General features: G+C 71.0%; 28 protein-coding genes. 15 read left to right on the forward strand and 13 right to left on the reverse strand.

The window, feature by feature from the left end:
* Window positions 1-141: 141 nt before the first annotated feature.
* Window positions 142-1,083 carry a hypothetical protein gene (locus ACWEN6_RS12055; RefSeq protein ID WP_452570209.1) on the forward strand — a complete coding sequence of 314 codons (942 nt, stop codon included), beginning with the start codon at window positions 142-144 and terminating at the stop codon, window positions 1,081-1,083.
* Between the two features lie 13 nt (window positions 1,084-1,096).
* Here ACWEN6_RS12055 and ACWEN6_RS12060 read toward each other — a convergent pair whose 3' ends face one another.
* From ACWEN6_RS12060 to ACWEN6_RS12075, 4 genes are all read right to left on the reverse strand, one after another.
* Window positions 1,097-1,570 carry a deaminase gene (locus ACWEN6_RS12060; RefSeq protein ID WP_354922689.1) on the reverse strand — a complete coding sequence of 158 codons (474 nt, stop codon included), beginning with the start codon at window positions 1,568-1,570 and terminating at the stop codon, window positions 1,097-1,099.
* Window positions 1,563-2,252: a RibD family protein gene (locus ACWEN6_RS12065; RefSeq protein WP_452570210.1), complete on the reverse strand. Its 690-nt coding sequence runs from the start codon at window positions 2,250-2,252 to the stop codon at window positions 1,563-1,565. Before ACWEN6_RS12065 ends, ACWEN6_RS12060 begins: the two co-directional genes overlap by 8 nt.
* A gap of 319 nt (window positions 2,253-2,571) precedes the next feature.
* Window positions 2,572-6,924 (reverse strand): HAD-IC family P-type ATPase, encoded by a 4,353-nt coding sequence (locus ACWEN6_RS12070; RefSeq protein WP_452570211.1) that lies wholly within the window; start codon window positions 6,922-6,924, stop codon window positions 2,572-2,574.
* A 161-nt stretch (window positions 6,925-7,085) separates the two neighbouring features.
* Window positions 7,086-7,550 carry a hypothetical protein gene (locus ACWEN6_RS12075; RefSeq protein ID WP_452570212.1) on the reverse strand — a complete coding sequence of 155 codons (465 nt, stop codon included), beginning with the start codon at window positions 7,548-7,550 and terminating at the stop codon, window positions 7,086-7,088.
* A 332-nt stretch (window positions 7,551-7,882) separates the two neighbouring features.
* Between ACWEN6_RS12075 and ACWEN6_RS12080 the strand changes: the two genes are divergently transcribed.
* Window positions 7,883-9,028: a hypothetical protein gene (locus ACWEN6_RS12080; RefSeq protein ID WP_452570213.1), complete on the forward strand. Its 1,146-nt coding sequence runs from the start codon at window positions 7,883-7,885 to the stop codon at window positions 9,026-9,028.
* A 21-nt stretch (window positions 9,029-9,049) separates the two neighbouring features.
* On the opposite strand, the gene ACWEN6_RS12085 is transcribed toward ACWEN6_RS12080, so the two are convergent.
* Genes ACWEN6_RS12085 through mca form a run of 3 tightly spaced genes read right to left on the reverse strand, consistent with a single transcriptional unit; the run spans window position 9,050 to window position 10,594 of the window.
* Window positions 9,050-9,388 (reverse strand): GNAT family N-acetyltransferase, encoded by a 339-nt coding sequence (locus ACWEN6_RS12085; protein WP_452570214.1) that lies wholly within the window; start codon window positions 9,386-9,388, stop codon window positions 9,050-9,052.
* Window positions 9,389-9,419: 31 nt separating this feature from the next.
* Complete coding sequence (locus tag ACWEN6_RS12090) at window positions 9,420-9,653, reverse strand: hypothetical protein (protein ID WP_452570215.1); 234 nt, start codon at window positions 9,651-9,653, stop codon at window positions 9,420-9,422.
* Between the two features lie 56 nt (window positions 9,654-9,709).
* Window positions 9,710-10,594 (reverse strand): mycothiol conjugate amidase Mca, encoded by an 885-nt coding sequence (gene mca / locus ACWEN6_RS12095; RefSeq protein WP_452570216.1) that lies wholly within the window; start codon window positions 10,592-10,594, stop codon window positions 9,710-9,712.
* A gap of 132 nt (window positions 10,595-10,726) precedes the next feature.
* Here mca and ACWEN6_RS12100 point away from each other — a divergent pair, with 132 nt between their 5' ends.
* The 8 genes from ACWEN6_RS12100 (at window position 10,727) to ACWEN6_RS12135 (ending at window position 18,266) form a co-directional block, all read left to right on the forward strand.
* A complete protein-coding gene (locus ACWEN6_RS12100) occupies window positions 10,727-11,158 on the forward strand; it encodes a DUF4307 domain-containing protein (RefSeq protein WP_354922720.1) in 432 nt (143 codons plus the stop codon).
* A gap of 89 nt (window positions 11,159-11,247) precedes the next feature.
* Window positions 11,248-11,748, forward strand: coding sequence for a transcription elongation factor GreA (greA, locus tag ACWEN6_RS12105; protein ID WP_354840072.1), 501 nt, complete (start codon window positions 11,248-11,250; stop codon window positions 11,746-11,748).
* A gap of 463 nt (window positions 11,749-12,211) precedes the next feature.
* Entirely contained in the window at window positions 12,212-13,735 is a 1,524-nt protein-coding gene (locus tag ACWEN6_RS12110; protein WP_452570217.1) for a C40 family peptidase, read from the forward strand.
* A gap of 351 nt (window positions 13,736-14,086) precedes the next feature.
* A complete protein-coding gene (locus ACWEN6_RS12115) occupies window positions 14,087-14,236 on the forward strand; it encodes a hypothetical protein (protein WP_452570218.1) in 150 nt (49 codons plus the stop codon).
* A 53-nt stretch (window positions 14,237-14,289) separates the two neighbouring features.
* Complete coding sequence (locus ACWEN6_RS12120; protein ID WP_452570219.1) at window positions 14,290-15,027, forward strand: MvdC/MvdD family ATP grasp protein; 738 nt, start codon at window positions 14,290-14,292, stop codon at window positions 15,025-15,027.
* An 84-nt stretch (window positions 15,028-15,111) separates the two neighbouring features.
* Window positions 15,112-15,294 (forward strand): hypothetical protein, encoded by a 183-nt coding sequence (locus ACWEN6_RS12125; protein WP_452570220.1) that lies wholly within the window; start codon window positions 15,112-15,114, stop codon window positions 15,292-15,294.
* Window positions 15,295-15,536: 242 nt separating this feature from the next.
* Complete coding sequence (locus ACWEN6_RS12130; protein ID WP_452570221.1) at window positions 15,537-15,890, forward strand: effector-associated constant component EACC1; 354 nt, start codon at window positions 15,537-15,539, stop codon at window positions 15,888-15,890.
* 366 nt (window positions 15,891-16,256) lie between these two features.
* Window positions 16,257-18,266, forward strand: a complete 2,010-nt coding sequence (locus ACWEN6_RS12135; RefSeq protein ID WP_452570222.1) for a caspase, EACC1-associated type — start codon at window positions 16,257-16,259, stop codon at window positions 18,264-18,266.
* 110 nt (window positions 18,267-18,376) lie between these two features.
* Here the strand turns inward: ACWEN6_RS12135 and ACWEN6_RS12140 are convergent, their stop codons facing one another.
* Together ACWEN6_RS12140 and ACWEN6_RS12145 are read right to left on the reverse strand one after the other, a co-directional pair.
* Window positions 18,377-18,577, reverse strand: a complete 201-nt coding sequence (locus ACWEN6_RS12140) for a DUF397 domain-containing protein (protein WP_452570223.1) — start codon at window positions 18,575-18,577, stop codon at window positions 18,377-18,379.
* Window positions 18,559-18,765, reverse strand: coding sequence for a Scr1 family TA system antitoxin-like transcriptional regulator (locus tag ACWEN6_RS12145; protein WP_452570320.1), 207 nt, complete (start codon window positions 18,763-18,765; stop codon window positions 18,559-18,561). Before ACWEN6_RS12145 ends, ACWEN6_RS12140 begins: the two co-directional genes overlap by 19 nt.
* On the opposite strand from ACWEN6_RS12145, the gene ACWEN6_RS12150 reads away from it, so the two are divergent.
* The gene (locus ACWEN6_RS12150) at window positions 18,679-19,200 is read left to right on the forward strand and encodes a hypothetical protein (RefSeq protein WP_452570325.1); all 522 of its coding nucleotides are present in this window, start codon (window positions 18,679-18,681) and stop codon (window positions 19,198-19,200) included. The genes ACWEN6_RS12145 and ACWEN6_RS12150 overlap by 87 nt on opposite strands.
* On the opposite strand, the gene ACWEN6_RS12155 is transcribed toward ACWEN6_RS12150, so the two are convergent.
* Window positions 19,115-19,924, reverse strand: coding sequence for a nuclear transport factor 2 family protein (locus ACWEN6_RS12155; RefSeq protein WP_452570224.1), 810 nt, complete (start codon window positions 19,922-19,924; stop codon window positions 19,115-19,117). The genes ACWEN6_RS12150 and ACWEN6_RS12155 overlap by 86 nt on opposite strands.
* 105 nt (window positions 19,925-20,029) lie before the next feature.
* Here ACWEN6_RS12155 and ACWEN6_RS12160 point away from each other — a divergent pair, with 105 nt between their 5' ends.
* Window positions 20,030-20,641 carry a TetR/AcrR family transcriptional regulator gene (locus tag ACWEN6_RS12160; RefSeq protein WP_452570225.1) on the forward strand — a complete coding sequence of 204 codons (612 nt, stop codon included), beginning with the start codon at window positions 20,030-20,032 and terminating at the stop codon, window positions 20,639-20,641.
* Window positions 20,642-20,936: 295 nt separating this feature from the next.
* A complete protein-coding gene (locus tag ACWEN6_RS12165) occupies window positions 20,937-22,382 on the forward strand; it encodes a hypothetical protein (RefSeq protein ID WP_452570226.1) in 1,446 nt (481 codons plus the stop codon).
* A 102-nt stretch (window positions 22,383-22,484) separates the two neighbouring features.
* Here ACWEN6_RS12165 and ACWEN6_RS12170 read toward each other — a convergent pair whose 3' ends face one another.
* Complete coding sequence (locus tag ACWEN6_RS12170) at window positions 22,485-22,685, reverse strand: DUF397 domain-containing protein (protein ID WP_452570227.1); 201 nt, start codon at window positions 22,683-22,685, stop codon at window positions 22,485-22,487.
* Entirely contained in the window at window positions 22,676-23,479 is an 804-nt protein-coding gene (locus tag ACWEN6_RS12175) for a helix-turn-helix domain-containing protein (protein ID WP_452570228.1), read from the reverse strand. Before ACWEN6_RS12175 ends, ACWEN6_RS12170 begins: the two co-directional genes overlap by 10 nt.
* Before the next feature lie 286 nt (window positions 23,480-23,765).
* Between ACWEN6_RS12175 and ACWEN6_RS12180 the strand changes: the two genes are divergently transcribed.
* Entirely contained in the window at window positions 23,766-24,230 is a 465-nt protein-coding gene (locus ACWEN6_RS12180) for an ATP-binding protein (protein WP_452570229.1), read from the forward strand.
* A 56-nt stretch (window positions 24,231-24,286) separates the two neighbouring features.
* Window positions 24,287-24,583 carry a hypothetical protein gene (locus tag ACWEN6_RS12185; protein ID WP_452570230.1) on the forward strand — a complete coding sequence of 99 codons (297 nt, stop codon included), beginning with the start codon at window positions 24,287-24,289 and terminating at the stop codon, window positions 24,581-24,583.
* A 21-nt stretch (window positions 24,584-24,604) separates the two neighbouring features.
* On the opposite strand, the gene ACWEN6_RS12190 is transcribed toward ACWEN6_RS12185, so the two are convergent.
* Window positions 24,605-25,216 carry an acyl-CoA-like ligand-binding transcription factor gene (locus ACWEN6_RS12190; protein WP_354922750.1) on the reverse strand — a complete coding sequence of 204 codons (612 nt, stop codon included), beginning with the start codon at window positions 25,214-25,216 and terminating at the stop codon, window positions 24,605-24,607.
* Between the last annotated feature and the right edge of the window lie 756 nt (window positions 25,217-25,972).

A 25,972-nucleotide genomic window follows, 5' to 3' on the forward strand; every position in this document is an offset into this window, starting at 1 on the left:
CGGCCCACCCCTCCCGCGCCCCCGCCCTCCACGGCGTGGACGGTGCCTTGACGAGAGGCGACAAGGGATTCACAGTCGTGATCAGTGGCCACTGATCAGCGTGCACGTCTCCCGCCGTCCCCCCTGCCATAAGGATGTGTCATGACGCTTGCCGAGTCCGCGCGCGGCGGCCCCCTGGCCCCGGCCGACGAACCGCCCGCCCACCGAGGCCGCCTGGTCGTGCTGAGCGTGCTCGCCGGAGCGGTCCTCGCCGCTCTGTGGTCCTTCCACTTCGTCGACAGCGTGATCGGGGACAACGTCGCCAACACGCTGCTCGGGCACGACGCCAAGGGCACCGCGATCACCGGCGTGGTGGCGGGCGCGGTCTTCGCGTTCGTCTCGGGCCTGGCCGGCACGTTCACCGCCTGCAACGTCGCGGCGTTCGGCGCGGTGGTGCCGCTGGTGCGCGAGGGCGCGTCCTGGCGCGACCGGCTGGGCGCGACGCTGCGCCCGCTCGGTCGCCTCGCGATCGGCATGGTCGTGGTGAGCGGCCTGTACGGAGCCGTGGGCGCGCTGCTCGGCGAGCGGCTGCCGCAGTTGTCGACCGCGACCGTCGGCAACGGGCTGCCCGTGCGGCTGATCCAGGCGTCGGTGGTCTTCGGCGTCATCGGGCTGGTGTTCGTCTGGCTCGGCCTGGCCGCGCTGCGGCTGGTGCCCGACCCGCTGGCGGGCCTGGAGCGCCGCTTCCCGGGCGCGCGCCTGGTCGTGCTGGGCGCGCTGGTGGGCGGCTTCCTCATCGGCCGCCCGTTCCCGCTGTTCCACAAGCTGTTCACCTACGCCGCGCAGACCCACAACCCGCTGTACGGCGCGGCCGTGTTCGTCCTGCAGTCGCTGGGCAACATCGTGGTGATGGCGGTGCTGTTCACGCTGCTCACGCTGGCGGGCCGGGGCCGGTTCGCCCGCTGGCTGGTGGCCGAGCCCCGCCGCCTGGTGACGGTGACCGCCGCGGCCTTCCTGGTCGCCGGCGCCTTCACCGTCATCTACTGGGACGTCCGCCTGCCCGCCATGTTCGGCTACGGGTGGTATCCGACGGTTCCCTGGTGAGGGCCGCCCGCGGTCAGCGGGTGAACAGGTGGGCGTTGACCTCGCGGGCCGCGGCGGCGAGGCCGGGGTGCTCGACGACCTCGACACCGGCGTCGCGGAGGGTCTCGGCGCCGGTGCAGTCGACGAACACGTCGGGTTCGCGCCAGGCGAAGACGACGCGGGGAACGCCCGCGGCGATGATCAGCTCGGTGCAGGTGCGGGGACGCGAGGCGCGCCTGGTGCACGGTTCGAGCGAGCTGTAGAGGGTCGCCGAGGCGAGCCGGGGGTCGCCGGGGACGATCTTGGCCAGGGCGGCCTCCTCGGCGTGGTCGTGCGGGTCGCCCTCACGGGAGTGGCCGGTGGCCAGGACCGTGCCGTCACCGGCCACGACGACGGCTCCCACGGCGAAGGCGGTGGTGGAAACCGGGCAGCGGCGCGAGAGCTCGATGGTGCGCTCCAGCCACCGCCGGTCGTCCTCGGGGGCGGGGGTGGCCGGGGCGTCAGGCATCGGAGGGCTCCGGAGGCAGGTAGCGGAGGAGGACGACGTCCCCGATGGGGCGCGCCTCGGCGAGCCGCATCGGCCGGTCGTGGCCGTAAGGGAAGGACGCGCCGCCGACGAAGCGGGGAGCGGCGGGGTCGCCGACCAGGAACGGGGCGACGACCAGGTGCAGCTCGTCCACCAGCCCGTGGGCCAGGAAGAGCGTGTGGACGGCGGTGCCGCCCTCGACCATGAGCCGGCCGACCCCGCGCGCGGCCAGGTTGGCGAGCACGCCGGGAAGGTCGAGCGGGTCGCCGGCGTCGACGACGGTGGCCACGCCGGAGAGGGTGCGGCGGACCCGCCCGGCGGACGGGCCCGTGACGTAAACGATCTTCTCGGCGTCGCCGAGCGCGAAGAAGCGGCGTTCGGGGTCCAGGTCGCCGCGGCCGGTCAGCGTGACCTTGACCGGGGTCTCGGTGAGCCCTCGCCGCACCCGTTCGGCACGGCGGGCCGCGGATCGCACGACGAGCCGCGGGTCGTCGGCGCGGATGGTGCCGGCGCCGACCAGGATCGCGTCGCAGCCGGCGCGCACCTCGTCCACGCGGTCGAAGTCGGCCTCGTTGGACAGGGCGAGCGGCGCGCCGGAGGCGTCGTCGATAAAGCCGTCGATCGACATCGCCACCGACAGCAGGACGTAGGGCCGCTCACCCACTGTGCGTCTCCACGCCTCAATCATGGCGGGTCGCGCGGTGACGGGTGAGCGGGAGGTGGACGGACCGGCGCAGGACCGGTCGAGACCGGCCGGGACCGGTCAGGGCGGGGTCAGGCGGCTTCGGGAAGCGCCTTGTCCACCCAGCTCTGGACCAGGCGGATGACCAGGGCCTCGACGAGGATCACGGCCGCCTTGGCGAGCACCGTGGCAAGGAAGTTGTACACCATAACCTCACAGGAAGGGGACTTCGAGTGCTTTATACAGGATTACGCATCTATGTAGCTAGATGTCCGTCTGTGAGTGTACGAAAGATGAACGTTCAGTGACCAGCGTCGCCGAAGTAACGAGACGGGTTCACCAGGCGTCCCACCAGCCCCGCGGCGACTCCGCTGCCCAGGCCGATCGCCCATCCGAACGGGCCCACCGGCCGGCAGCCGAACAACCGGCTGACCCCGGGCGTCGAGACGGCCAGGACCAGGCACGCCATTGAGGCCGAGGTGGCCAGTATGACCGTGCGGTCGCGCCCGCCCACGGCGAGGGTCTGCACGAGCTGCGCCGACACCAGGCCGATGAGCCCCACGGTGTCGGCCCGGCCCTGCGAGCCGGTGGAGCGCGCGAACAGCCAGGCCGCGGTGGCCGCCGCCGCGGTCGTCACGGCGCGGGCGTAGATGTCGCGGGTGAGCGCCGCGCCCAGCGACGCCTCGGGACCCTCCTCCAGCAGCTTCTCGGGGCTGGTCGCGCTCGGCGGCCTTATGGCGATCGCCAGGGCCGGCAGCATGTCGGTGAGCAGGTTGACCAGCAGCAACTGACGGGCGTTCAGGGTGTTGCGCCCGGCGATCAGGTTCGACCCGACGGTGAAGACGATCTCCCCGAGGTTGCCGCCGAGCAGGATGCCGAGCGCGTCGCGCACCGAACTCCACATGGCGCGGCCCTCGACGATGGCCTCGACGATCGTCTCGATGCGGTCGTCGGTCACCACCACGTCGGCGGCGGCGCGCGCGGCCGGGGTGGCCCGCGAGCCGAGCGCCACGCCGACGTCGGCGAGCCGGATGGCCGGAGCGTCGTTGGCGCCGTCACCGGTGACCGCCACCACCTTGCCCGCCTTCTGCAGCCCGGCGACGATGCGCGCCTTGTGCGCGGGGGTGACCCGCGCGAAGACCGACACACCCGGCAGCGCCTCGGCGAGCGCCTCGTCGTCGATGCGGTCCAGCTCCGGGCCGGTCATGATGTGCAGACCGCCCAGCAGGTTCAGATCGGCGGCGATGGCCTCGGCGGTGCTCGGGTGGTCTCCGGTGATCATGACGACCCGGACGCCCGCGCGCGTCAGCCGGTCGACGCTGCGCGCGGCGGTCGGCCGCACCGGGTCGGCCAGCCCGAGGAACCCCAGGAAGCACAGCTCGCCGACGGCGGCCTCGTCCAGCTCGCGCAGGTCGCCGGCGCGTCGCTCGGCCACGGCCAGCACGCGGTACCCCTGCTGGGCGAGCTGGTCGACCTCCTTGATCAGCGACTGCGCCGCCTCCTCGTCCAGGGGCAGCACCGCGCCGTCGCTGAGCAGCGTGCCGCACCGCGTGAGCACCACCTCGGGGGCGCCCTTGACGCTGAGCAGGCGGGAGCCTCCCGCCGGGTCGGTGGTGCCCAGCACGGCGTGGAAGCCTCTGGCCGGCTCGAACGGCAGCTCGTCAATGCGCTGCCAGGCCGCCAGCCCCTCGGCCGGCAGGACGCCCGCCTTCCTCGCCCCCTCCTGCACGGCGCGGTCGGTGAGGTGCGGGACGGCGCGCTCGCCGTCGATCTGCGGGCCCGCGCGCAGCGCCGCCGCGAGGATCCGCCGGAACTCCGGCGGCAGCTCGTCCACGGGGTGCTCCACGCGGCCGTCGGAGACGCGGCCCAGGGTGATGTGCCCCTCGGTGAGGGTGCCGGTCTTGTCGAAGCACAGCACGTCGACCCGGCCGAGCGCCTCGATGGTCGAGGGGTTGCGCACCAGCGTCTCGCGGGTGGACAGCCGCCGCGCCGCGGCCAGTTCGGCGACGGTGGCGATGAACGGCAGCCCCTCGGGAACGGCGGCCACGGCCAGGCTCACCGCGGGCGCGACGGCGGCGGCCAGCGGCGTGCGGCGCAGCAGGTTGGTGGCCATCAGCACGACGCCGGACCCGAGCGCGGCCGGCATGATCTGGCGGCTCAGCGCCCGCAGCCGCAGCTCGACCCCGGTCGGCGGGGCCTCCTCCGCGCCCATCTCCGCCGTGCGCCCGGCCTCGGTGGCCGTGCCGGTGGACACCACCACCGCCAGGCAGTACCCGGCGGCGACCGTGGTGCCCTGGTACACCATGGAGCTGCGGTCGGCCACGGCCAGCGCGGCGGTCGGCGCCACCGACTTGGTCACCAGCTGGGACTCGCCGGTGAGCGGCGCCTCGTCCACCTCCAGGCCGCGCGCCTTGATCACTCGGCAGTCGGCGGGCACGGCGTCGCCCGCCCGCAGCTCGATGACGTCGCCCCGCACCAGGTCGTCGGCGGTGGCGTCCACCGGCCCCTGCGGGCGGCGCAGCCGCACCGGGACCGCCGTGGCGTCGGTCAGCCGGGTCAGCGCCCGGTCGGCGTTGGTGCGCTGCGCGCCGCCGATCAGCCCGTTGACGCCGAGCACTCCGGCGATGAGCACGGCGTCCAGCGCCGAGCCCACGGCGGCGGACAGGCCCGCCGCGGCGGCGAGCACCGGGGTCAGCGGGTTGGCCAGCTCCTCGGCGGTCGCGCGCAGCAGCGACGGCGCCGCGACGGTCTCCTTTCGGCTCGGACCGTTGCGGCGGCGCGCGGACTCGGCCTCCGAGAGCCCGGACGGGGTCGAGGACAGCCGTGCCAGCACGTCCTGCGCGGGCAGAGCGTGCCACGGGGTGCGGTCCACCCGCATGGGCAGTCCGCCCCGGCCGAGGTTGCGGGCCGACCACACGCCCATGACCAGGGACGCGAGCGAGGTGCAGTCGCTGACGAGCTGCACGCGGCGCACCGACCCCGCGGCCGAGCCGACGACGGTGAGCCCGGTGCCGAGGGCGGCCCCGCCGGCGGAGACCTTCACGCTGCGGCCGCTGGTCGTCCTGGCCACGCGCAGCGACCGCAGCAGCAGGTGCGCGACGTCCGGCCCGCCGATCACGTCCGCGTCCCACGGAGGCCGCCCCCCGGAGGCCAGCACGCCGATGCCCAGATCGGCCTCGCCCAGGCCGCGCCGCGACCGCCCGCTCACGAGGGCGACGCCGTGCCCCTCCGCCTGCAGCTCCCGGATGGACGAGGCCAGCCGCTCGCCGCCCTCCACCCGCCGCCGGACGCCCAGGCGCGCGGCCAGCCCGGCGTCGTCCCCGGCGAGGACGACCTCGCACCTCTGCGCGGCGCCGATGAGCGCCTCGGCGTAGGGATGGGTCTCGGGCACCATGCCGACCACGGCGACCGTTTCGCCGCGACAGGTCACCGAGACGGGGCGGATGCCGCCCTCCTGCCAGTCCGACGCCCGCGCCGGCGGCGCCGCGGCCGGTTCGGCCGCCCAGTCGCCCTGCTCACGGCGCACCGTGACGTCCGCGCCTTCGAGCAGCATGTAGACGCGGGCGTGCAGCTCGTCGGTGGGCACGCCGGCGCCGGAGGCGAGCGTGATCACCTCGTGGATGGTCCAGGAGGGCATCGTCAGGGTCCGCGCGTCGAACACGACCGTGTCGACGCGATCCATGGCCCGCACGGCCTCCCGGTGCAGGACCAGCCCGCCGCGGTGGGCGACGGCCCGCCCGATCGCGCTGACGAAGGCGTCGCGTCCCAGCCGCGCGGCCTTGGGGGTCTGGGCGATCAGCATCGCCAGCGCGCGCTCCTGGTCGTGGCTGATGACCGAGGTGATCCCGTAGGAGGCGAGCGCGCCCACGCTCAGCCCGTCCGCGTACCGCTCGATCGGCCCGTAGGGCATGGGGACGGGGCGCAGGGACAGCTCGCTTCTGATGTGCTCGTAGGCGCCCTTGTGCTGGGCGAACTCCTCTTCCCTGACCCGCCACGCCCGCCGGCCGGCCACGGCCTCGGCCAGGCGGCCGGCCGCGGACAGCGAGTCGATGAACAGCCCGACGGGACGCAGGGCGAGCGTCTGGGCGGTGAAGCGGGTGTAGGCCCAGATCACGTCGGCGGTCGGCCGCCCGACGCGGCGTTCGAGCTCGTGCCGGACGCGGGGCGTGGACTCCACGAGCTGGAGCAGGGCCGGCAGCGCGGAGGGCACCCTGGCGACGTGCGTCACCTGGCCGACGAGGGTCACGCCGGCGCCGAGCAGCCCGGCGCCGAGCTCCAGGACCGCGCGGGCCTGGTTCTCCACCGCGTGCCGGCCCTTCCGGCCGTCGGCGCCGCCGCGCCGGGGGACGTCGTGCTCGTCCACGATGGACAGGAGCTTGCCGATGTCGGCGCCGTCGCGCTCGCAGGCGATGTAGACGAAGCCGAGGGCGCCGTTGACCTCGGCCCGTCCGGCGCCGGCGATCTCGCAGAGGCGCTCCTCGAGCAGCCCGGCCTCCTGGGAGGTGCCCGGGGCGCCGAGATTGCGCAACTCGATGCGGAGGCCCCCCGGGCACTCGTGGACCTGCCGGGGGAAGGGCAGCGCCCCGCGCACCGTCTCCGGCAGCAGTGACGCCAGCAGCCCTATCGGCCCCCTCAGTTCACGAAGCAGGAACACAACGCCTCCAGGGCCCCCGTGCCAACACGCCGATCAGGCCGCACTTGGCGTGCGGCCTGATCGTTCGACCTAAGTATGCCCAGGTCAGGCGGTTGAACCCTCTCTGCGGCGCTTTGCGATTTCGTGGCGAAGCGCGTGCGGGGATCCGCTGGAAAGCGGTGTCAGGCGGTGCCGGGCTGCGCGCCGCCCGTGGGCTTCTGCGCCGCCGTGCGCGTGCGCGTGGACGTCCGCGGGGTGCCCGTGGTGCGGCTGCGGGTGGACGGGGTCGCCGTGCGGCCGGAGGCGGTGCTCGCCCGCGCCCGCGTGGCCCGGGGCGTCGCCGGCTGCTCGGCCGTGGTGTCCTGCGCGGCCCGGCCCTGCATCCGGCCCTGCATCATGCCGCCTTGCTCGCCCATGCCGCCCTGCTCACCCATGCCGCCCTGCCGCCGCATCGCCCGCGACGCGATGGCGGTGCTGGCGCCGACGACCACGGCGATCGGCCACTCCACCAGCCCGAGGGCCGCGAGCAGGCCGAGACCGCCGTAGTACATCAAGCGCTCCGGCGGCGGCAGGAAGGTCCTGGCCGTTTCCACGGCGCGGTTCATCTCCTGCCCGCGCGCGCCGGACGGACGCGACATCCCAGGCATGCGCGGCATCCTCGGCATGTGCGGACGGTGGACGTGGAGGCTGACGACGGGTGTGTCCAGCTGGATGAGATCACCGTTGGACATGGATTCCGATGGCGTGCCCCGGCTTTCTCGCGACGTCTGGCTCACTGTCATGGCCCCCTCCTCGGGTCGGAATTCAGCTCCTCTTTTCACCCTTTGCCCACTTCAGCGGCACTCACCAGGGCCTTTCGTCACCATCAGTGCTTGTTGTCCTATTCATTTGGTTGGGTCGACCCGTGCGCGCCACGCGCCCGGCCTGGCAGAACGGTCCCGCTGTCGCCGTCCGGCCCGGGGGCGTAGGCTCACGGGACGTGACAGTCGATCTGGGCTTCGTCAGCGAATACGCAGGTAGACCCGCGGCCCACCTCACCCGGCGGGACGTCGCCCGGGCCCTGCTCGCCGTGCCGAGCGGCCAGGCGCTGGTGGCCGTCCCCGACCTCCGCCGCGCGATGCTGGCGGCGGGCAACCCCCTCTCGGCCGCGTTCTGGGACTCGGCGAAGGCCACGCTCGCCGGCATCGAGAACGGCGTCGCGACGGTCGGCGACGTCCAGAGATGGCTGGAGGCCACCGGCACCGAGCCCATCCTGATCACCCGCGGCTACTTCGTGTGGCCCGAGGAGGGCGAGCGCGGCCCGGTGGCGACCGAACTGCACGAACGGCTGGTCGCCCACCTTGAGGAGCACGTCAGGACCGGCGAGATCGACCCCGACCGCCTGGTGGCCGGCGACGCCGAGGCCCGTGATGTCTACGAGCGCGTCCAGGACCACTGGCTCGCCACGCCCCTGCCCGACGGCCGGGTGCCGAGCAGCGCGGTCGGCGAGGAGGTGGACGAGGAGCTGTTCGCCACCTGGGACGAGGAGGAGGCCTTCGCCCTCGGCGAGCTGCGCCGGGTGCTCGCCGACCTGCCCGAGCCCGACCTGCCCTCCGGCGAGCTGGCGGCCGCGGCCCGGCGGTTGCGCGCCCTGCTGGCCGAGCCCGGATACCCCGGCAACGTCCTGCGCGCGTGCTCCGGCCTGGAAGGCGAGCCGCTGCCCGAGGACGATACCGAGCTGTGGCTCATGGTCGCCGCCGGGGTCGCCTCACCCGTCTCCGACCTGCAGGACGAGGACGAGCACCAGTTCTGGGACCTGGAGGGCGAGCTGAGCCAGGAGGACGCCGCGCTGGCCGCCCTGTGCACCATCCACCACGCCGACTGGCTCGCCACCGTCGCCGCCCTCGCCCGGCGCGGCCCCGGGGTGCTCGCCTCACCTGAGCGCATCGCCCGGCTGGTCGCCGAGTCCGACGACATCGACGTCGACATGGACGACCCGGAGGACCTGGAGACCACCGAAACGCTGTTCACCACGGTCACACCGCTGTGGCGGGAACTCGGCATCGTGGACGACAGGGCCGTCCTGACCCCCCTCGGCTGGTGGGGCCTCCCCAAGTCCCTCGAACGCGCCTGGTCCCCCGAATAGCCTTTGTCGCGTGCTGGACGGTCAGTGGGAGGGTTCCACGGGCTGTGCGGGGTCCACGGGCTCGGCGGAGGCGGCCTTGGCGACCAGGTCGCCGTACTCGGGGTGGCGCTCGATGTAACGGGCCACGAAGGGGCACAGCGGCACGACGGGGTCCCCGGCCGCGCGTGCGGCGTCCAGCGCGCCGCGCACCAGGCGGCTGCCGAGCCCCTGCCCCTCGAACTCGTCCTTGATCTCGGTGTGGGTGAACACCAGCCGACCGCCCCTGTGGCGGTACTCGGCGAAGCCGGCGAGCCGGCCGCCCACCGCGACCTCATAGCGGCCGGCGTCCGGGTTGTCGGTCACCTCGACCGTCTCGTTCATCTGGAGCTTCCTCTCGGCGGGGGAACGACGGTCAGCGCGGGCCGCCGGCCCGCGGCTCGCTCTCTGTCGTCTCGGCACGGTCGGCCTTGTCCAGATCGGCTTGGCGCGGAACCTCGATCTTGGAGATCTGCTTGTTCATCGACTTCACCAGGAAGTACAGCGCGACACCGATCGCGGCCACGACGAGGAAGCCGATGAGCCCGGGGCCGACCGGCGGGGGGGCGGCCCCCTGTGCGGCGGCTGCGTGTGCGGCGATATCAGTCACACCTCAAGTCTGCCACCCGGGGGCCGCCCCCTCCTCAGCGGTCGGCGCGCGTCGGCTCAGTGGTCGGCGTGGGCCACCTCTTCCGCGCGGATTCCGGTGAACAGGTCCTCCTCCGGCAGGTCGGTGTCCACCAGCGACCGGGCCAGGTGGTAGTCCTCGGTCGGCCAGATCTCCTCTTGCAGGTCGCGCGGGCACACGAACCAGAAGCCGTCCGGGTCGACCTGGGTGGCGTGGGCCAGCAGCGCCCTGTCGCGGGTCTCGAAGTACTCCCCGCACGGCACCCGCGTGGTGACCTCCCACTTCTGCGGTCGGTCCTCCCAGCGGGCGATCCAGTCACCGTAGGGCGAGCCGATGCCGCGCTCGGTCATCGCCTGGTGCAGGGCCTCGAAACGCGCTCGGGTGAATCCCATGTGGTAGTAGAGCTTGAGCGGCTGCCACGGCTCGCCGAGGCCGACATAACGGTCGGGGTCGCCCGCGGCCTCGAAGGCCTCCACCGACACCTTGTTGGTCATGATGTGGTCGGGGTGCGGGTAGCCGCCGTCGTCGTCATAGGTCAGGATCACATGCGGCCGGAACTCGCGGACGGCCGCGACGAGCGGGGCGGAAGCCACCTCCAGCGGCTGCAACGCGAAGCATCCCTCAGGCAGCGGCTCGCTCTCGTCCTCCGGCAGGCCGGAGTCGATGAAACCCAGGAAGCTCTGGCGCACGCCCAGGATCTCGCGGGCCCGCTCCATCTCCTGGCGGCGCACCTCGGTGATGTTCTCAAGGATGTCCGGCAGTTCCATCTTCGGATTCAAGATCGAACCGCGCTCACCGCCGGTCAGGGTACAGACCAGCACATCAGCGCCTTCAGCCACATAGCGCGCCATCGTGGCGGCGCCCTTGCTGGACTCGTCGTCAGGGTGGGCGTGTACGGCCATCAATCGCAGTGGTGCACTCACGGGTCGGTATCTCCTCAAGTGTCCGGGCCGGGCTCCCCCAGTGGGGCTCTTCTGGGGGCGGCGCGTAGAGCGGAGCCTCCGCAGGGGACAATTGTCTCGTGCAACGACAAGGGACCGCTGGGAGATTCCACCATGACCGATAGACCCGTCGGTTCGCACGTGGACCAGCCGATCCTGGGGACCCCAGACTCCTTTCCGGAGCGTCGGCCCACTTCCGGACGCGCCGGGCGAACCATCGCCTTCGTCATCATCGGGATCTTTATCGCGATCGCGATGGGCGGCTGGGGGTACGTCATGATGACCGCGCGGGGTAATCCCGACGTGCTCACGATCGCTTTCACGGTCGACGGGCCGAACTCGGTGACGATAACCTTCCAGGCGCACAAGCCCGCCGACCGCACGTCCGTCTGCCGCCTGCGGGCCACCGACGTGGATCATGTGGAGGTGGGCGCCCGCGACGTGACGATCCCCCCCGGGGAGGAGGACGTCCGGCTGACCGAGCGCGTCGACACCAGCTCGCGCGCCACTTCGGGCAGCGTGCAGTACTGCTATCTCGTACAATGAGACTTTTGGGAAAGCGTCCGACCGGGTTAATTTGTTAGTCTCCCGGAATTCGGACGCTCGCAACTCTCACGAGTACGCAAGGAGAACCCGTGGTCGACTCCCGCCAAGAGAACGTCACCTGGCTGACCCAGGAGGCGTACGACCGCCTGAAGGCGGAGTTTGAGCATCTCTCCGGGCCCGGGCGCGTCGACATCGCCAAGAAGATCGAAGCCGCCCGCGAAGAGGGCGACCTCAAGGAGAACGGCGGATACCACGCCGCGAAGGAGGAGCAGGGCAAGATGGAGGGTCGCATCCTCCAGCTCCGCCAGCTGCTCGACCAGGCGAGGGTGGGCGAGGCCCCCCGCGCCGAAGGCGTCGTCGGTCCCGGAATGACCGTGACCATCCGGTTCGACGGCGACGACGACGAGGTCACCTTCCTGCTGGCATCCCGCGAGGAGAGCGGCGCCCCGATCGACGTCTACTCGCCCCGCTCCCCGCTCGGCGCGGCCATCAACGGCAAGAAGATCGGCGAGAGGGCCACCTACACCCTCCCCAACGGCCGGCAGAACACCGTGGAGATCCTCGAGGCCGTCCCCTACATCGGCAACTGACCCGTCCCGCACCGGCCGGCCGGTCGGCCCGCATCCCGCGTCCGAGCTCCGGACGGTCCGCGTCCGGTGGCCGGACAGGCGGGGTTCTCGCCCGAAGGCAGGCCGCCGGCCGTGTCCGGCGGCCGCACGGGCGTCCGCGCTCTGATCCATCGTCCATCCAGATCCGCCGGAGCCCGGCTCCGGCGGATCGCCGCTGTCAGGCCTGCGGGCCACCGCAGGGCTTGGCGGCGAAACGCCGGACACCCGGCCCCGGGTCAGGGACAATCGGGCATTGACGGGACGACTTAGGCGCGACCCTCCGGAACCACCTGGACGTTCCGGCGGACATGCGGCACGCTCTTTGGTGCCCGCACGACACGGCTTCGGTGGCCGGCGGCGGCTTCGGCATCCGAACCACGGTGACCACGGCGGCGACGGTGACCACGGCGGCGACGGCAGAGATGACGGCGAGAAGGGGGAGAAGGTGCTCGATCGGCGACCGCGTGGCTCGACCGCCGTCCGAGAGACCCTCACCCGGAGCCTGGGGTCCGTCCAGGGCTACCTGAGCGGCGCGCTGGCCGAGGTCCGCGAAGACCTCAGCTACCACCCGCGCATTCCCCGCCGGCGCCGCGCCAGGGCCAGGCTGCGCCGCCGCACGGTCGCGGTCGTCGCCACCGGGCTGGTCGCCGTGCTCGCCGCCGACCTCACGGTGTTCGGCGAACTGAGCGCCAGGGAGGCGCGGAGCGCCGCGGCGGCCCGCGTGCAGGCCGGGCAGCGCGTTCCCGGCTACCTCCCCGCCGCCCGCGGCCTCACCGTCACCCGTGCCCCCGCGACGACCCGCGCCACGGGCGCCCAGGGCGGTCCCGCCACCGCGCCCACGGCCGGAGCTCCGGCGGCGAACGGCTCCACCTCCGCCGATGGCTCCACAGGCTCCACCTCCGCCGATGGCTCCACCGGTTCGGCCTCCGCCGACGGCTCGTCCGGCTCGCGTAAGCTCCCCGCCGGCGACCCGCCGCAGACGGCCACGAACACCCAGGTCACGCCGCTCTCCGTCCTGCGCAGGCCGCACCTGTTCGTCGTCGCGCCGCGCTCCCTGTCGGCGGCGGCCGTCCGCAGGGTCAAGGCGAGCAAGGGCGTCAGGGCGGTGGAGGTCGTGGACGCCGCCGACGTCATGATGGACGGCAAGCGCGTGCAGACCATGGGGGTCGACCCCTCGACCTTCCGCGCCTACACCCCCCGTGCCACCGCCCGCTCCGACGTCCTGTGGAACAGCGTCGCCGCGGGAGACGTGGCGGTCTCCTTCACCTTGGGCAGCGACGGAGGGGTGGCCCTGGGCTCTACGGTGAACGGGGGAGGCAGGAGCCTGCGCGTCGGCGCGTACGCGACCATGGGCATGGGCATGATCAACGCCGTTGTCTCGCGGGAGGTGGCCACGGCGCTCGGCATCCCGAGGGACAACGCGCTGGTCGTCAGCGCGCCCGGCGTCGACTCGACCCGGCTGCGCCTGCGGCTGCTCAAGGTCCTGCCCAAGGGCAGCCAGGTCGCCCTGATCAACCCGGTGCTCACCCCGCCCACCCAGTCGCGCACGAACTGGCCGGCCAGCGCGTTCATGTCGGCCGACCAGCTCCGCGTCGCCCTGACCGCCGCGGCGAGCAAGCTCGGCCGCCCGTACGTCTGGGGTGCCGAGGGACCCGACACCTTCGACTGCTCCGGCCTGGTGCAGTGGGCCTTCGCCCAGGCGGGCGTGCGGATGCCGCGGGTGACCCACCAGCAGTGGGTGACAGGACCGCAGATCCCCCTGTCGCAGGCCCAGCCGGGAGACCTGCTGTTCTGGCGCAGCGACCCGACGAACCCGGGCTACATCTCCCACGTGGCCATCTACTGGGGCAACGGCAAGATGTTGCAGGCCCCCCGCACCGGCGACGTCGTCAAGTTCTCCCCCGTCTCCACCAGGAACCTGGCCGGGGTCGTCCGCGTCAGCCCCTACGTAGCCGCCCGCGTCCGCTGACCCCACCGCCCCCAACCCACCCCGGTGCACTCCCATGCCGCCGCACAGCGAACCCGGGGCTCACCCCGGCGTGCGCATGGCGCCGAGGTGGTCGGGCTCTCTCCGGTCCGGGCCGGTGTCCTGATGGCGCCGAGGCGGTGGGAAGTGGGTCGGCGAATGCGGCGCCACCGTGCGCCGGGCCCGCTGCCGCTGTCCGCCCGTCGCGTCATAGGGCCGGGGGTTCCGTCCCTCCGGCGGGTGATCGGTGATCAGCCTTCGGACGGACGATCTGCGGCAGGTGTCCCGCTTAACTTCTCTCGGGGACGGGACGCAACGGGTGTCCCGGATGTGACGAAAGACGGGTGGACTGCCATGGGCAAGACGCGTACCTCGCTGAACGACATCGCGGCGATGGGACCGGAACTGGACGAGAGCCAGCTGCTTCAGGTGAGCGGTGGGGCCAAGAGCCAGGTCATCGTGATCCACGGCGACCACACCCACACCTCGGGCGACTCCAACTGAGGCCGCCACGCCCCCGTCCCGTCCGCGTTCGGGGGAGCCGGGGGACACCACCGATGATTCTCGTTCCGACCTCTGACGGCGACGAGCACGCCGACCGGGTCGTGGACCTGCTCAAGACCAAGGGAGTGGACGTCACCGTCTTCGACCCCTCGGCCTATCCGGTCCGGGCCAACCTGGAGATCGTCCACCGCGAGACGGGGCCCGCGCGCCGCGAGCTGCGCGCCGAAGGCCGGCGGATCGTCCTCGACGAGCTGACCGCGTTCTGGTACCGCCGCCCGCTCGACCCGATCGCGCATCCCGAGATCGCCTCCGAGCCGTACGCCTCGCACGCCTCGTACGTTGGCTCGTACGTCGAGCAGGAGTGCCGCGTGGTCTCCGAGAGCCTGCGGGACAGCCTGGCCTGCCTGGGCGTCCCCGCGTCACGTCCGGTCATCGACCGTGCGGGCCGCAAGCCGTACCAGCTCGAACAGGCCCGCGGGCTGGGCTTCGAGCTTCCCGCGACGCTCGTGACGACCGACCCCGAAGCCTTCCTCGACTTCTACGACCGGTACGAGGGACGGGTGATCACCAAGCCGGTGCACGGCAAACGTCCCGGAGCGGCGAACCCCCAAGGAACGTCAGGAGCTCGGCCGCTACGCGGCTCCAGTGTCGACGGCCGACGTCGGGTACGCGGACGCGCTGCGTTCCTGCCCGGTGATCGTCCAGGCGTACGTCCCCAAGCGGGTCGAACTGCGCGTGACCGTCGCGGGGACGGAGGTCTTCGCGGCAGCGATCCATTCGCAGGTCAGTAACCACACCAAGTACGACCGGCGCCACTACGACCCGGGCGCCACCCCGATCAGGCCGTACGAGTTGCCCGGCGACACGGCCGCGCGGTGCGTCGCCCTAGTGAGGACGCTCGGGCTCACCTACGGGGCGATCGATCTGACCTGACACCCGACGGCCGCCACGCCTTCCTGGAGATCAATCCGAACGGCCAGTTCCTCTGGATCGAGGCCGCGACCGGCCTGCCCATCAGCGCGGCGATCGCCGACCTGCTCGCGAACGGGAGTTCGTGATGACGACGACACCGGCGGAGGTGGACGAGCGGCTGCTCGCCGACGCCCCCGGCCTGCTCAGGACCGGCGCCGGAGGAAGGGCTGGACGCTCTGCGCGCGGCATACCCGGACGTGCGAGCGCGGCTCGCCGGAGCGTCGGAACGGCCGTGTCGGCCCGCCGAACGTGTTACGTCGTCGCGGAACTTCCGATGTACTGAATGTCGCCGTCGTCATTCAAGGTCGGCGGGTGCGGGAGGGACGAAGTGGAAGCGCAGGTCCGGGTTACGGGCGGGAGCTCGGTCGCCGACACCGCCTCGCTGTACGAGTGGCTGCGGAGTGACCGCACGCTCGCGGGGGCGGTGCGCGCGGTGTCCAGGCCGCCCGCCGAGGAAGAGATGGGCGGGGCCGTGGACATGCTGGTGGTGGCACTCGGGTCGGGAGGTGTCGGGGTGGCACTCGCCCAGGCGTTGCCGGCGTGGTTGCAGAGCCGCCGTACCGACGTGACCGTCACCGTGACCTCCGGCGACAAGAGCGTGACGCTGGAGGCCAAGAGGATCAAGGACGCCGAGTTGCGTCCCGTGCTGGAGGAAGTGTTGCGGCAGCACGATGGCCGGTGAACGGCCGGAGCGGTTCACCGACGAGGAGCTGCGGGAGGCGGTGAACGCCTTCCGCCGGGGCTCGCGGCCTGGCTGACCGCCGAGGCCATCCGTGCCTGGATGGACCGGTACGGCCTGACCCACGCCGACCTGGAAGACCTGGTCGTCACCGAGGCGTCGGTCGCCCGGCGGAACGGCCGTGTCGGCCCGCCGAACGTGTTACGTCGTCGCGGAACTTCCGATGTACTGAATGTCGCCGTCGTCATTCAAGATCAGCGGGTGCGGGAGGGACGAAGTGGAAGCGCAGGTCCGGGTTTCGAGCGGGAGCTCGGTCGCCGACACCGCCTCGCTGTACGAGTGGCCGCGGAGCGACCGCGAGATGCGGTCGTGAGTGCTGAGCCGGCGGACCACTCCCGCTCCCAGGCGCTTCTGATCGGCACGTCCGTCTACGACGACACGTGGTTCCCGTCGTTGCCGGCCGTGGCCAACAGTTTGCGGGAAATGCGGACCATTCTGACCGACCTGTCCCTGTGTGGGTGGCCGCTGGAGCGGACGGTCGTCATCGAGGACCCGGTGGACGTCCGCAAGGTCGTGCAGCGGTTGCGGCGGGTCGCCCGGGCGACCACGGACGTGCTGCTGGTGTACTTCGCCGGGCACGGCACCATCACACCGCGCGGACAGCTCTGCATGGTGTTCAAGGACACCGACTCCGACGATGTGGACATCACGGGCCTGGAGTTCGAGCGGTTGCGCTCGGCGCTCCTGGAGAGCCCCGCCCACACGAAGATCGTGATTCTGGACTGCTGCTATTCCGGACGCGCCATCGAGGCGCTCGCGGGGAACGTCGCCGACAGCACCGACACCCGGGGCGTCTACACGCTGACGGCGAGCGATCACACGGCGCACGTGGTGGCGCTCGAACATCAGGGGGACAGGGCCACCTCGTTCACCCAGGAACTGGTCGACCTGGTCCGGAGCGGCATCCCCGGCGGGCCTGATCGGCTGACGCTGAGCGACATCTACTTCCACTTGCGGCGACGCCTGCAGGCCGCAGGGCTTCCTGCCCCCAACCAGCGGGGCACCGACACCGCCGACCGCTACGCCTTCACCCGCAATGCCACCTTCCATCCGGATGCGCCATCGGCCGGAGCGGAGACACGGGCGGAGACGGTCACGGAGTCCGAGCCAGGAGGACGGGCCGAGACGCAGGCCGAACCGGACGTAACGGCCGAGGCGGGGACGCGGGCCGAGCCGGACGCCCAGGCCGAGGCGGGGACGCGGGCCGAGCCGGACGCCCAGGCCGAGGCGGGGACGCGGGGTGAGCGCCGTATGGTCCGGAGGCGTACTGTGCTGCTCGCGGGGCTGGGTGCGCTCGCCGCGGCCGCCGTTCCCACGGCCATGATCCTTTCCAGGCCCGATGGGACAACGCCCCCGGCTCCCGGTCCGGTGACCCAGGTGGAGTTCAGGCCGGGCGGCAAGACGCTCGCCACGGCCAGCTATGACTCGCCGACCGTGCGGATGTGGGACTGGCCCGGCGGCCGGTTCATCAGGGCGCTGCGATCGTCTGCCATCTCAGGGGTGTACGCGATGGCGTTCAGTCCCGGCGGCGAGAGGATGGCGCTGGCCGGAAGCACACTCATCGAGCTGTGGAACCCGGCCGGTCCCACACTGCTCCACACCCTCGCCGGTCACACTGACGCGCCCGACCCCCGCATCACGGGCAGCAGTGGGGCCAGCATCCCCGCGTTGGCGTTCAGCCCCGACGGGAAGATCCTCGCCAGCGGAGGCTTCGACCGGTCGGTGCGGCTGTGGGACGGGATCACGGGGGCGACACAGGCCGTCCTGACGGGACACACCGGCGGCGTCGAATCGCTGGCGTTCCACCCTGACGGGAAGATCCTCGCCAGTGCCGGTTACGACGCGACCGTCCGGTTGTGGGACCCCGTCCGTGGCCACGCCCTGGACGCCCTGCCGGCCGGAGGTACGGAGAAACTGCTGAACGTGGCATTCAGCCCGGACGGGAAGATCCTGGCGGCCGGTGGCCTCGGACGGGGGATCACGCTGTGGGACGCGCACACGCGCGACCACTCGGGCACGCTCAAGGTCGACGACTCGGCGCTCGCGCTGGCGTTCAGTCCCGACAGTAAGGTGTTGGCGGTCGGGGACTACACCGGGACGATCGTGCTGCTGGCGGTGGGCACGGGGAGCGCCGTCACCACCCTGACCGGTCACAAGATCGAGATCGCCGACGTGGCGTTCAGCCTTGACGGCAAGGTTCTGGCGAGCGCGAGCTTCGACGGCACGGCCCGCCTGTGGGACCTGTCAGGCGGAGCCGCCACTCTCGCCCCCACGGCGACCCTCCTCGCCACACCCGCCCCCTCGCCATCCCCGTCCTAGTGCGCTCGCTCACCCCGTGAGCCGAGGCCCCTGCCACCCGTCGGACCGATCACCGTCCCGGCCATGGAGCACGGGCGAGCCGCACGACGATGACGCGCAGGAGGCGATCTCTACCGGCTGGCGAGTTCGCTCGTCCTCAGGCTGTGGACGAACGTGCGCCATTCGCCGCAGCTGAAGCGCAGAGTGGGACCGGCGGGATTCTTGCTGTCGCGGACGGCCATGCCCGCCGGGAGCGAGGCCACCTCGACGCAGTCACCGCCGTTGCCGCTGCTGTAGGAGGATTTGCGCCAGCTCAGATGCGCGAGTTCCACGTCTCTGCCACCTTTGCCATCAGCTCGAGGGATTGCTTCATGGGCAGGGCCTCCACCCGTAGCGATTCCCACAGGCGTTTCATGGTCGCCACATCAGGCGCGTGTTCCACGACGTCACCGCTCAGGGCGTTGTCCACGTAGACGACCTCCCTGCCAGCGAAATCGGCGATGACGAAGGGCCCGGCCAGGCCAGAATAGGCACCAAAGACCTGGTCGTCACCGAGGCGTCGGTCGCCCGCCTCCGCTCCCCCATAGCCGCCACCCACCCCGAATCCGCGCCCACCGAGGTCACGCTCGCCGAAGCCGCGTCCACCGAAGTCGCCTTCGCAGACATCGCGTCAGCTGAAGCCGACGACAGCGCCCGGACCGGCTGGGGCAACCGGTTGAACGCCGGGGTGCCCGCCGACGACCTGCAGACGCACGGCAAGACCGTCGCCGACATGGTGGCCGGCGTCGGCGGCGCCTACGGCACGGCCCAGGACCCGCTCGCCTACGCGCGGACGGTGGCGACGATCTTCCCGAACCTACGGTGCGCGGTCATACGTCTCGTCCCATGGCGGCCGCGGCTGCCAGGATGTTCACGTAGTCGCGCAGACGTACGATCTGCCCGTCGCGCACGGTGAGCACGACGATGTTGGGAAGCGCGAACTCGCCGGTTGCCGTGCTGGTCCCGAGGGCCTCCTGCTCGACGATGATCGTCTTTGGATCGCCGGTGTCGTGGACGGCAAGAGTGCGATAGCGCTCATACTTCAGCGGGCCGGCCTTCCAGCCTGCGGCTATCCAGTTCACGATCTCCTCCCGGCCCTCAAGCCGGGACGGTGAGCCGGGAGCGGTGAACGGAAATTCGTGGACCGCGTCGACCGCGTACAGACGGCTCATGTCATCGGCGGACTGGTCGATGGCGGCTTGACGCCAACGTTCCAGAACCTCGCGCGGGCCGGCCTCTCGCCCGCCGAGGGGCGCTCGCCTGGCGGTCACCTTGCGGTAGTGGATCTTCCAGCCGTCGGGCCGGCGGGTGAGGACGTCGTCGTAGACGACGCTGCCGGCGGATCCGTCGGCCTTGATGCCGATCCCTTTCGACCGGGCCCTCGCGGAGTGCTCGTCGATCTGAGTGATCACGATGTTGGTGACGTGGTGGCCGACCGGGTTGGCGTCGCCCAACGCGAGCGCCGCGTCACGTATGGCCGCGGTCCCGTGCTGCGCGCCTGAGCCGAGGTCGCTCACGTCATAGGTGACGTCGGGAGTGAGCAGCTCAAGTGCCTCATCGAGCTCGCCCGCGTCCGTGAGGTGGCCGTGGAGATTGATCAGGTCGTTGATGTCGATTCGGTCCTGCTCCGACAGCGCCATAGGGGCGGCCCTCCATGCCGTAAGGTGGATCACGTCGTAAAGGTGAGACATGGTCCGGTTAGGTGCGGACGTTACCGGACTGTGTCCCCGCTTAGCAAGGGTGTGGTGATCGCGCTGGCAGGCCAGGAATCGCAGCCGCGTGCCGGACGTCCGAAGCGTGCGGACGCCCGACGCAACTACGAGCAGTTGGTCGAGCAGGCGCGACGGGCGTTCGCCGAGTTCGGCGTGGACGCCTCCCTGGACGAGATCGCCCGGCGGGCAGGGGTGGCCAGCGGAACGCTGTACCGGCATTTCCCCACGCGGCTGGATCTCATCGAGGCGGTGCTCGGCGAGCAGATAGCCGAGTTGGTCGACCTCGGTCGCGGGCTGCTGAGTGCCGAGGACCGATTCGACGCGCTGTTCACGTGGTTGCGCGCGACCCTCACGCATTCCTTGACCTACCGGGGTCTCGCGGCCGCCGTGATGAACTCGGCGCTCGACCGCGGGAACGGCCTGGTGTCGACCTGGCATGCGGAGATGTTCGAGGTGGGGGCCGCGCTGGTGGCGCGGGCACGTCGAGCGGGCGTGGTCGCCGCCGACGCGGATGAGGGGGATGTGCTGAAAATGGTCAGCGCCATCGCTTGGGCCACCCAGGACGCCCCGGACGGCCCGGCCCAGGCCGACCGCCTGCTCGCCCTTCTCGTGAACGGCCTGCGCCACGGCGGCGTTCAGCCGTGACCGGGCCGTCCCTCGTGCCGAAACCGGTGATGACAGCCGAACGGCCGAACGGGCGAACGGGCGACGAAGAATTGGACGATCGTCGCCAATGGTGCAAATGCTCGTAAATGGTCTATCTATTCGTGCTCCGCTGTACGGACATATCCATACTCGGGGGTCGGGACCGGATTTCGCGCGGTTGGTGTTTCCGGACGGTCGAAAATGATGGCCGTGTAAGTGCCGCCGAATTGTTAGCTCGATTCCGGCGGGGGTGGGATCTGATGGAACGTACCAATGGCCGGCGGCAGGAGGACGTGTGACCACTCCGAAGATCCCCACCATGGACGACGCCCTGGCGGTCGTCCAGCGAGATCAGCCGGTGAACCGGACTCTGGATCTCCCGCCGCTCCAGGTCAACGTCAAGCATGGCGACGTGCTCGGCTTCGGCGACCAGGAAGTGACGGCCCAGCTCATCAGGATCTACCGGATCGCCGGTCACGACCCCGCCCTCGCCCAAGAGCTGACCGACACGCAACTGCGCCTCTGGCTGCTGTACGCGGCCAATCTGCTGGCGGTGAACCGCGAAGCCGTCCCCGGGTTCGATTTCAAGGGGGCGCTGACATGGCTGGTGCGCAACATCCCCGCCGAGCCGGTGATGCCCGCCCCGAACCGCGCCGAGTTCGAGCTCCAGGTGCTCGGCCGCACCGGGTGGCTGCGGGCCGCGCTGAAGGCGAAGGTGGCCCGGCTTCCCGACCAGGTGCGACAGCAGGCCGCCGCCTGCTACGGTCCCCCGCCCTCCACCTCCAACGCCCCGAGCGGGCCCGGTGCCTCCAGCGGGCCGGGTGGGCAGTCACCGCCGCTCGACAAGGACCTTCTCCGCAAGGAGCTCCTGCCGAAGTTGCAGAACCTCCTGCTGAACCATGTCGTGCAGTGGCGACGGCAGCCGGGGCAGGAACCCAGGTTCCAGCAGTGGGAAGATCTCGGCCTGATCGCGCGGCTCGCCCAGGCCGTGGCCTGGCAGATGCTTCAGCCGTACGCGGCGGCGCGCGAGGACGGTCCCTTCTTCACGGGGTTCGACTACTTCTCGAAGATCTACGACAAGACCAGGACGATGCCGACCGGGCAGGACCTCGTCAAGCACCTGATGAACCGGGCCTACGTGGTCGGCGAGGACACCTCGGCGGGTAAGCCCGTCTTCACCCTCGCCGGATATGACTCCATGCGGTCGGACGACAGGGTCTTCCTGTTCAAGATGCTCGGACAGTGGATCGCCGACGAGCCCTCGGTGCGCAAACTCGCGGTCTACTTCTTCCAGCACATCGGCTCCAACTCCCACGCGGGCGCGGAGGGCGGCGGCGGTGTCGGCCTGGTCACCGAGTTCAGGACCGACCGCCCGGAGTCGCAGGCCCGCTGGGAGACCATCGAGACGATCGTCCACGAGATGACGCACAACCTCATCCATCCGACCCTCCTCGCGCAGGTGGACAAGGTGCGCAGGCCCATGGTGATCAAGGAGGGGTTCATCGAGGTGGTCACCAGGGAGGTGTTCAACTGGATGATCGACAACAGGAGCGAGGCGTCCACGAAACGGCTGATGATGGGGGTGGAGGGGCAACTCGTCCCGCCGGTCAGGAAGACCACGCTCGGCTACGCCGAGAGCGGCGCGTACGCGGACCAGATCTTCCAGCTCGTCGGTCGCGAGCGCTTCCTCACGGCCTTCATGACGGGGGACATCGAGCTGGTCGGCCTGTCACCGAGCTGAGCACGTAATCCACAAGCCCGCACCGGGGGCCCGAACGGCCCCCGGCCTCGGATTTCTTGTATCGGCACCGCCACCACTCGGGGCGGCGCTGGCGCCCCGGGGTTACTCGCTGGTGAGTTCGATGTTCTTGAGGCCGCGAACGAAGGTGTGCCATTCGTCGGAGGTGAAGCGCAGCATGGGTCCGGTGGGATTCTTGCTGTCTCGTACCGCCAAGCCGCCAGCGAGGGACGCGACCTCCACGCAGGCGCCGCCGTTGCCGCTGCTGTACGACGACTTGCGCCAGTGCAAGTTGGTCACTTCCATGTCTCTGCCACCTTTGTCATCAGCTCGATGGATTGTCGTGCCGGAAGCGCCTCGGCTCGCAGGGATTCCCACAGGCATTTCAGAGCCGCTACGTCGGGGGCGTGTTCGAAGACGTCGCCACTCAGTGCATTGTCCACGTAGACGACCTCGCGTCCCTCGAAAGTCGTGACGACGAGGGGTCCGGCGAGGCCAGGATAAGCACCGGCATCGAGCGGCACAATCTGTATTACGACCCTGGGACGCTTCGCGACTTCGAGCAGATGCGTAATCTGGTCGAGCATCACCTGAGGCCCGCCGATCGGGCGGCGCAGCACGCCCTCGTCCAGGACGATGACGAACATGGGTGGTGTATCTCCGTTCAGGATTCGCTGACGTGCCACTCGTGCCTCCACCTGGTCGTCGACGTCGTACTGCCTTCCCGAGTTCGCGATCACTTCGCGGGCGTAGGGCTCGATTTGCAGCAGCCCGGGCACGAGCAGTGGCTCGTACCAGAGCAGTGACGTGGCCCTCCCCTCGATCAGCAACCACTTGCCGACCCATTCCGGAGGCATGGCCTTGCAGACGAGGTCTTGGGCCAGGCGGGTGAGGATGCCGCCGGTTTCGAGGGTGCGGTCGCAGCGTTCGGCGAAGTCGGGCTTGGGGACTCTGCGGGCGGTCTCGACCATGGCGACGAAGGACGGGGAGTAGCCGACGATCGCGGTGGCGAGCTGTGCCTGGCTGAGGCCGGCGGACTCGCGGGCCTGCCGCAATTCCCTGGCGAAGAATTCGAGCGGTGTCATGCGGTTGCCGTTCACGATGCCCCTCACAGGTGTTCACGGAATCGTCGCCGAGGTCACCCTTCCGGGGTACACGCGGCCTCTTCGGCCGGACCCTAAGACGCTGGTAGGGAACATGGGAAGGGGTAAGGGCCATCTGTGGAGTTCCGTCGTACGGAAGAACGGTGTGGGGGTCTCTCCTGTCCTCGGCGCTGAATCCATTCAGCCGGATATGTCGATCCCTCGATATTAGGTCCGTTTTGTACGTACGAATACGAGCCATTACCCGAATGTCCCACCGTCACTGCAACGGTAAGGAGTGCCGATGCCGGAGATATCGGACGGTCTTCGTGTCGCCTGCTGGGAGGTCCCGGGCGACGCCTCGGTCGTGGGCAAGGTCCGCGCCATGGTGAAGGAGGCTCTCGGCGGGTGGAAGCTGTCCTGTCTCGCGGACGACGTCGTTCTGGTCGTCGGGGAACTGCTGGCGAACGCGATCTCCTACGGCGAGCCACCGATCAGGGTCTCGCTGTGGGCGGGGGACGGCGACCTGTTCGTGTGGGTCACCGATCACGGCGCCGGACAGCCGCACCGCCTGGACCTCGGACTGGACTCCACGCACGGGCGCGGCCTGGCCATCGTCGCGGCTCTCGCCCACGGTCACGGCGTCACCCCGCTGACCGGCGCCACCGGCAAGACCGTCTGGGCCCGCTGGAGCCACTCCAGTCCACGGCGCCACGATCGTCCCGGCAGCGGTGGAGAGGGGAACTTCCCTTGGGACGCGGTCGTCTAGCGGACGACGGGGTGAGCGGCTGTCGCGGTGCTCCGGCGCCGCCAGGTGAGGTGTTCGTGCCGAAGGGCTATTGGGGGCGATGGGCGCTGGGCGGCGTCGCCGGGCTGGTCGTGATCGAGATCATCTATTTTCTCGGCATGGCCGGCGACGACGGGCCGACCGGTGAGGGCGTCGCGGGGGCGGCGCTCGTCTCCGCCGTCGGCATCGCCGCCGCGATGATGAGGGACGGTCGTCGCAAGATCAGATCCGAGCAGGACGGCGTCGGCCTGCAACTCGTACGGGTCGCGGCGATGATCGTGGGAGTGGCGGCGCTCGGGGCGATGGTCCTGTCCATCGTGACCACGGCCAGGTAGGACCGGCTCAGACGGGCAGGCTCAGAGGGGCAGGCCTTCTTCGAGGAGGCCGAGGACGCGGTCCATCAGGTCGGCCAGGGGTTCGGTTCCCTCGGATTCGATCCACAGCTCGATGGCGGCCATCCAGGCGCCCATGACCGCGCCGGTGAACACGCGCAGCCGGAAGTCGTCCTCCGGGACACCGGTGCGCTGGGCGATGGCGTTCCTGAGTGTGGCCATGGTGGCGATCTGTCCTTCCACCTGACGGGCGCGCAGAGCGGGGATCGACCATACGAGTTCGATGCGCCGCAGCATCGTGTCCTTCTCCTGAGGGAACACCTCGTCGAAGACCTGGCGGATCGTCGCGCGCAACGCGGCCAGGGGGGTGAGCGTGGCGGGCTGGGCGACGAACGCGGCGGCGATCACCGGGTCGTAGTCGTCCTGGATCACCACGTCTTCCTTGGTGGGGAAGTAGCGGAAGAACGTGCTCGGCGAGACCTCCGCGGCCTCGGCGATCTGCTCGATCGTGGTGCTGTCGTAGCCCTGCTCCACGAACAACCTCATGGCGTGCTCCTGGATCGTCCGCCGGGTCTTGGCCTTCTTGCGCTCGCGGAGGCCGGGATACCGCTGCTGGGCGTTCGCGGGAGAGCTCATCTTCCAATTCTCGCGTGACCGAGCCGGGCCTCCACCGCCCAAGGCGCCGACTTCGCCGCACAAGGGTCGACTCCGCCGCACAAGGCGCCGACTTCGCCGTACCCCCTTCTCGCCGTCGCGGCGCCTGTGGGGGGTGCGGTGGAATGCCCCTCTTCGGCCGGAGGGACAGGGGCGCCCCCGCTGTCGGTGACGAACCCCGGGGCGGCAGCCGTGTCCGCCCACTCGCCTGCGCGGTGAGGGTGTTGGGTGGGCAGCGGTGTCGGCCCACCGGCCTGCGTGCGGGGTGGGGTCCTTAAGTGGGGCAGCCGCCCGCCTGCTCGCGGGGTGGGGGTCTTGAGTGGGCAGCCGTGTCGGCTCACCCGCCTGGGTGCGGGGTGGGGTCCTTGAGCAGGCAGCCGTGCCCGCCTACCCCGCCTGGGTAGGGGGTGGGTTGTTGGGTGGGCGGCAATGCTTGAGTGCCCACCTGCTTGAGGGGTGGGTCCTTGAGCAGGCAGCCGTGCCCGCCTACCCGCCTGGGTACGGGGTGGGTTGTTGGGTGGGCAGCAGTGCTGGAGCGCTCACCTGCTTGCGGGGTGGGGTCGTTGGCTGGGCGGCCGTATCTGGCCACTCGCTTGAGTGGGGGTGGGCAGCGGTGTCGGCCCACTCGCCTGCTTGGGGGGTGGGTCCTTGAACGGCGCAGCTGTGCCCGCCCACGCGCGGCCTTGCCGGAGTGCTCACCCGGATGCCGGATGGGGGCCGTTCGAGGGGCATGGTCAT

It is taken from the genome of Sphaerisporangium sp. NPDC004334 (assembly GCF_053602655.1).

Excerpts from the sequence above, each read along its gene's own strand:
- ACWEN6_RS12055 (WP_452570209.1), top strand. The coding sequence starts at position 142 with ATGACGCTTGCCGAGTCCGCGCGCGGCGGCCCCCTGGCCCCGGCCGAC.
- ACWEN6_RS12155 (WP_452570224.1), bottom strand. The coding sequence starts at position 19,924 with ATGGCGCTGTCGGAGCAGGACCGAATCGACATCAACGACCTGATCAAT.
- ACWEN6_RS12120 (WP_452570219.1), top strand. The coding sequence starts at position 14,290 with ATGATTCTCGTTCCGACCTCTGACGGCGACGAGCACGCCGACCGGGTC.
- ACWEN6_RS12060 (WP_354922689.1), bottom strand. The coding sequence starts at position 1,570 with ATGCCTGACGCCCCGGCCACCCCCGCCCCCGAGGACGACCGGCGGTGG.
- ACWEN6_RS12100 (WP_354922720.1), top strand. The coding sequence starts at position 10,727 with ATGACCGATAGACCCGTCGGTTCGCACGTGGACCAGCCGATCCTGGGG.
- ACWEN6_RS12180 (WP_452570229.1), top strand. The coding sequence starts at position 23,766 with ATGCCGGAGATATCGGACGGTCTTCGTGTCGCCTGCTGGGAGGTCCCG.
- ACWEN6_RS12075 (WP_452570212.1), bottom strand. The coding sequence starts at position 7,550 with ATGCCTGGGATGTCGCGTCCGTCCGGCGCGCGCGGGCAGGAGATGAAC.
- ACWEN6_RS12190 (WP_354922750.1), bottom strand. The coding sequence starts at position 25,216 with ATGAGCTCTCCCGCGAACGCCCAGCAGCGGTATCCCGGCCTCCGCGAG.
- ACWEN6_RS12170 (WP_452570227.1), bottom strand. The coding sequence starts at position 22,685 with ATGGAAGTGACCAACTTGCACTGGCGCAAGTCGTCGTACAGCAGCGGC.
- ACWEN6_RS12115 (WP_452570218.1), top strand. The coding sequence starts at position 14,087 with ATGGGCAAGACGCGTACCTCGCTGAACGACATCGCGGCGATGGGACCG.
- ACWEN6_RS12085 (WP_452570214.1), bottom strand. The coding sequence starts at position 9,388 with ATGAACGAGACGGTCGAGGTGACCGACAACCCGGACGCCGGCCGCTAT.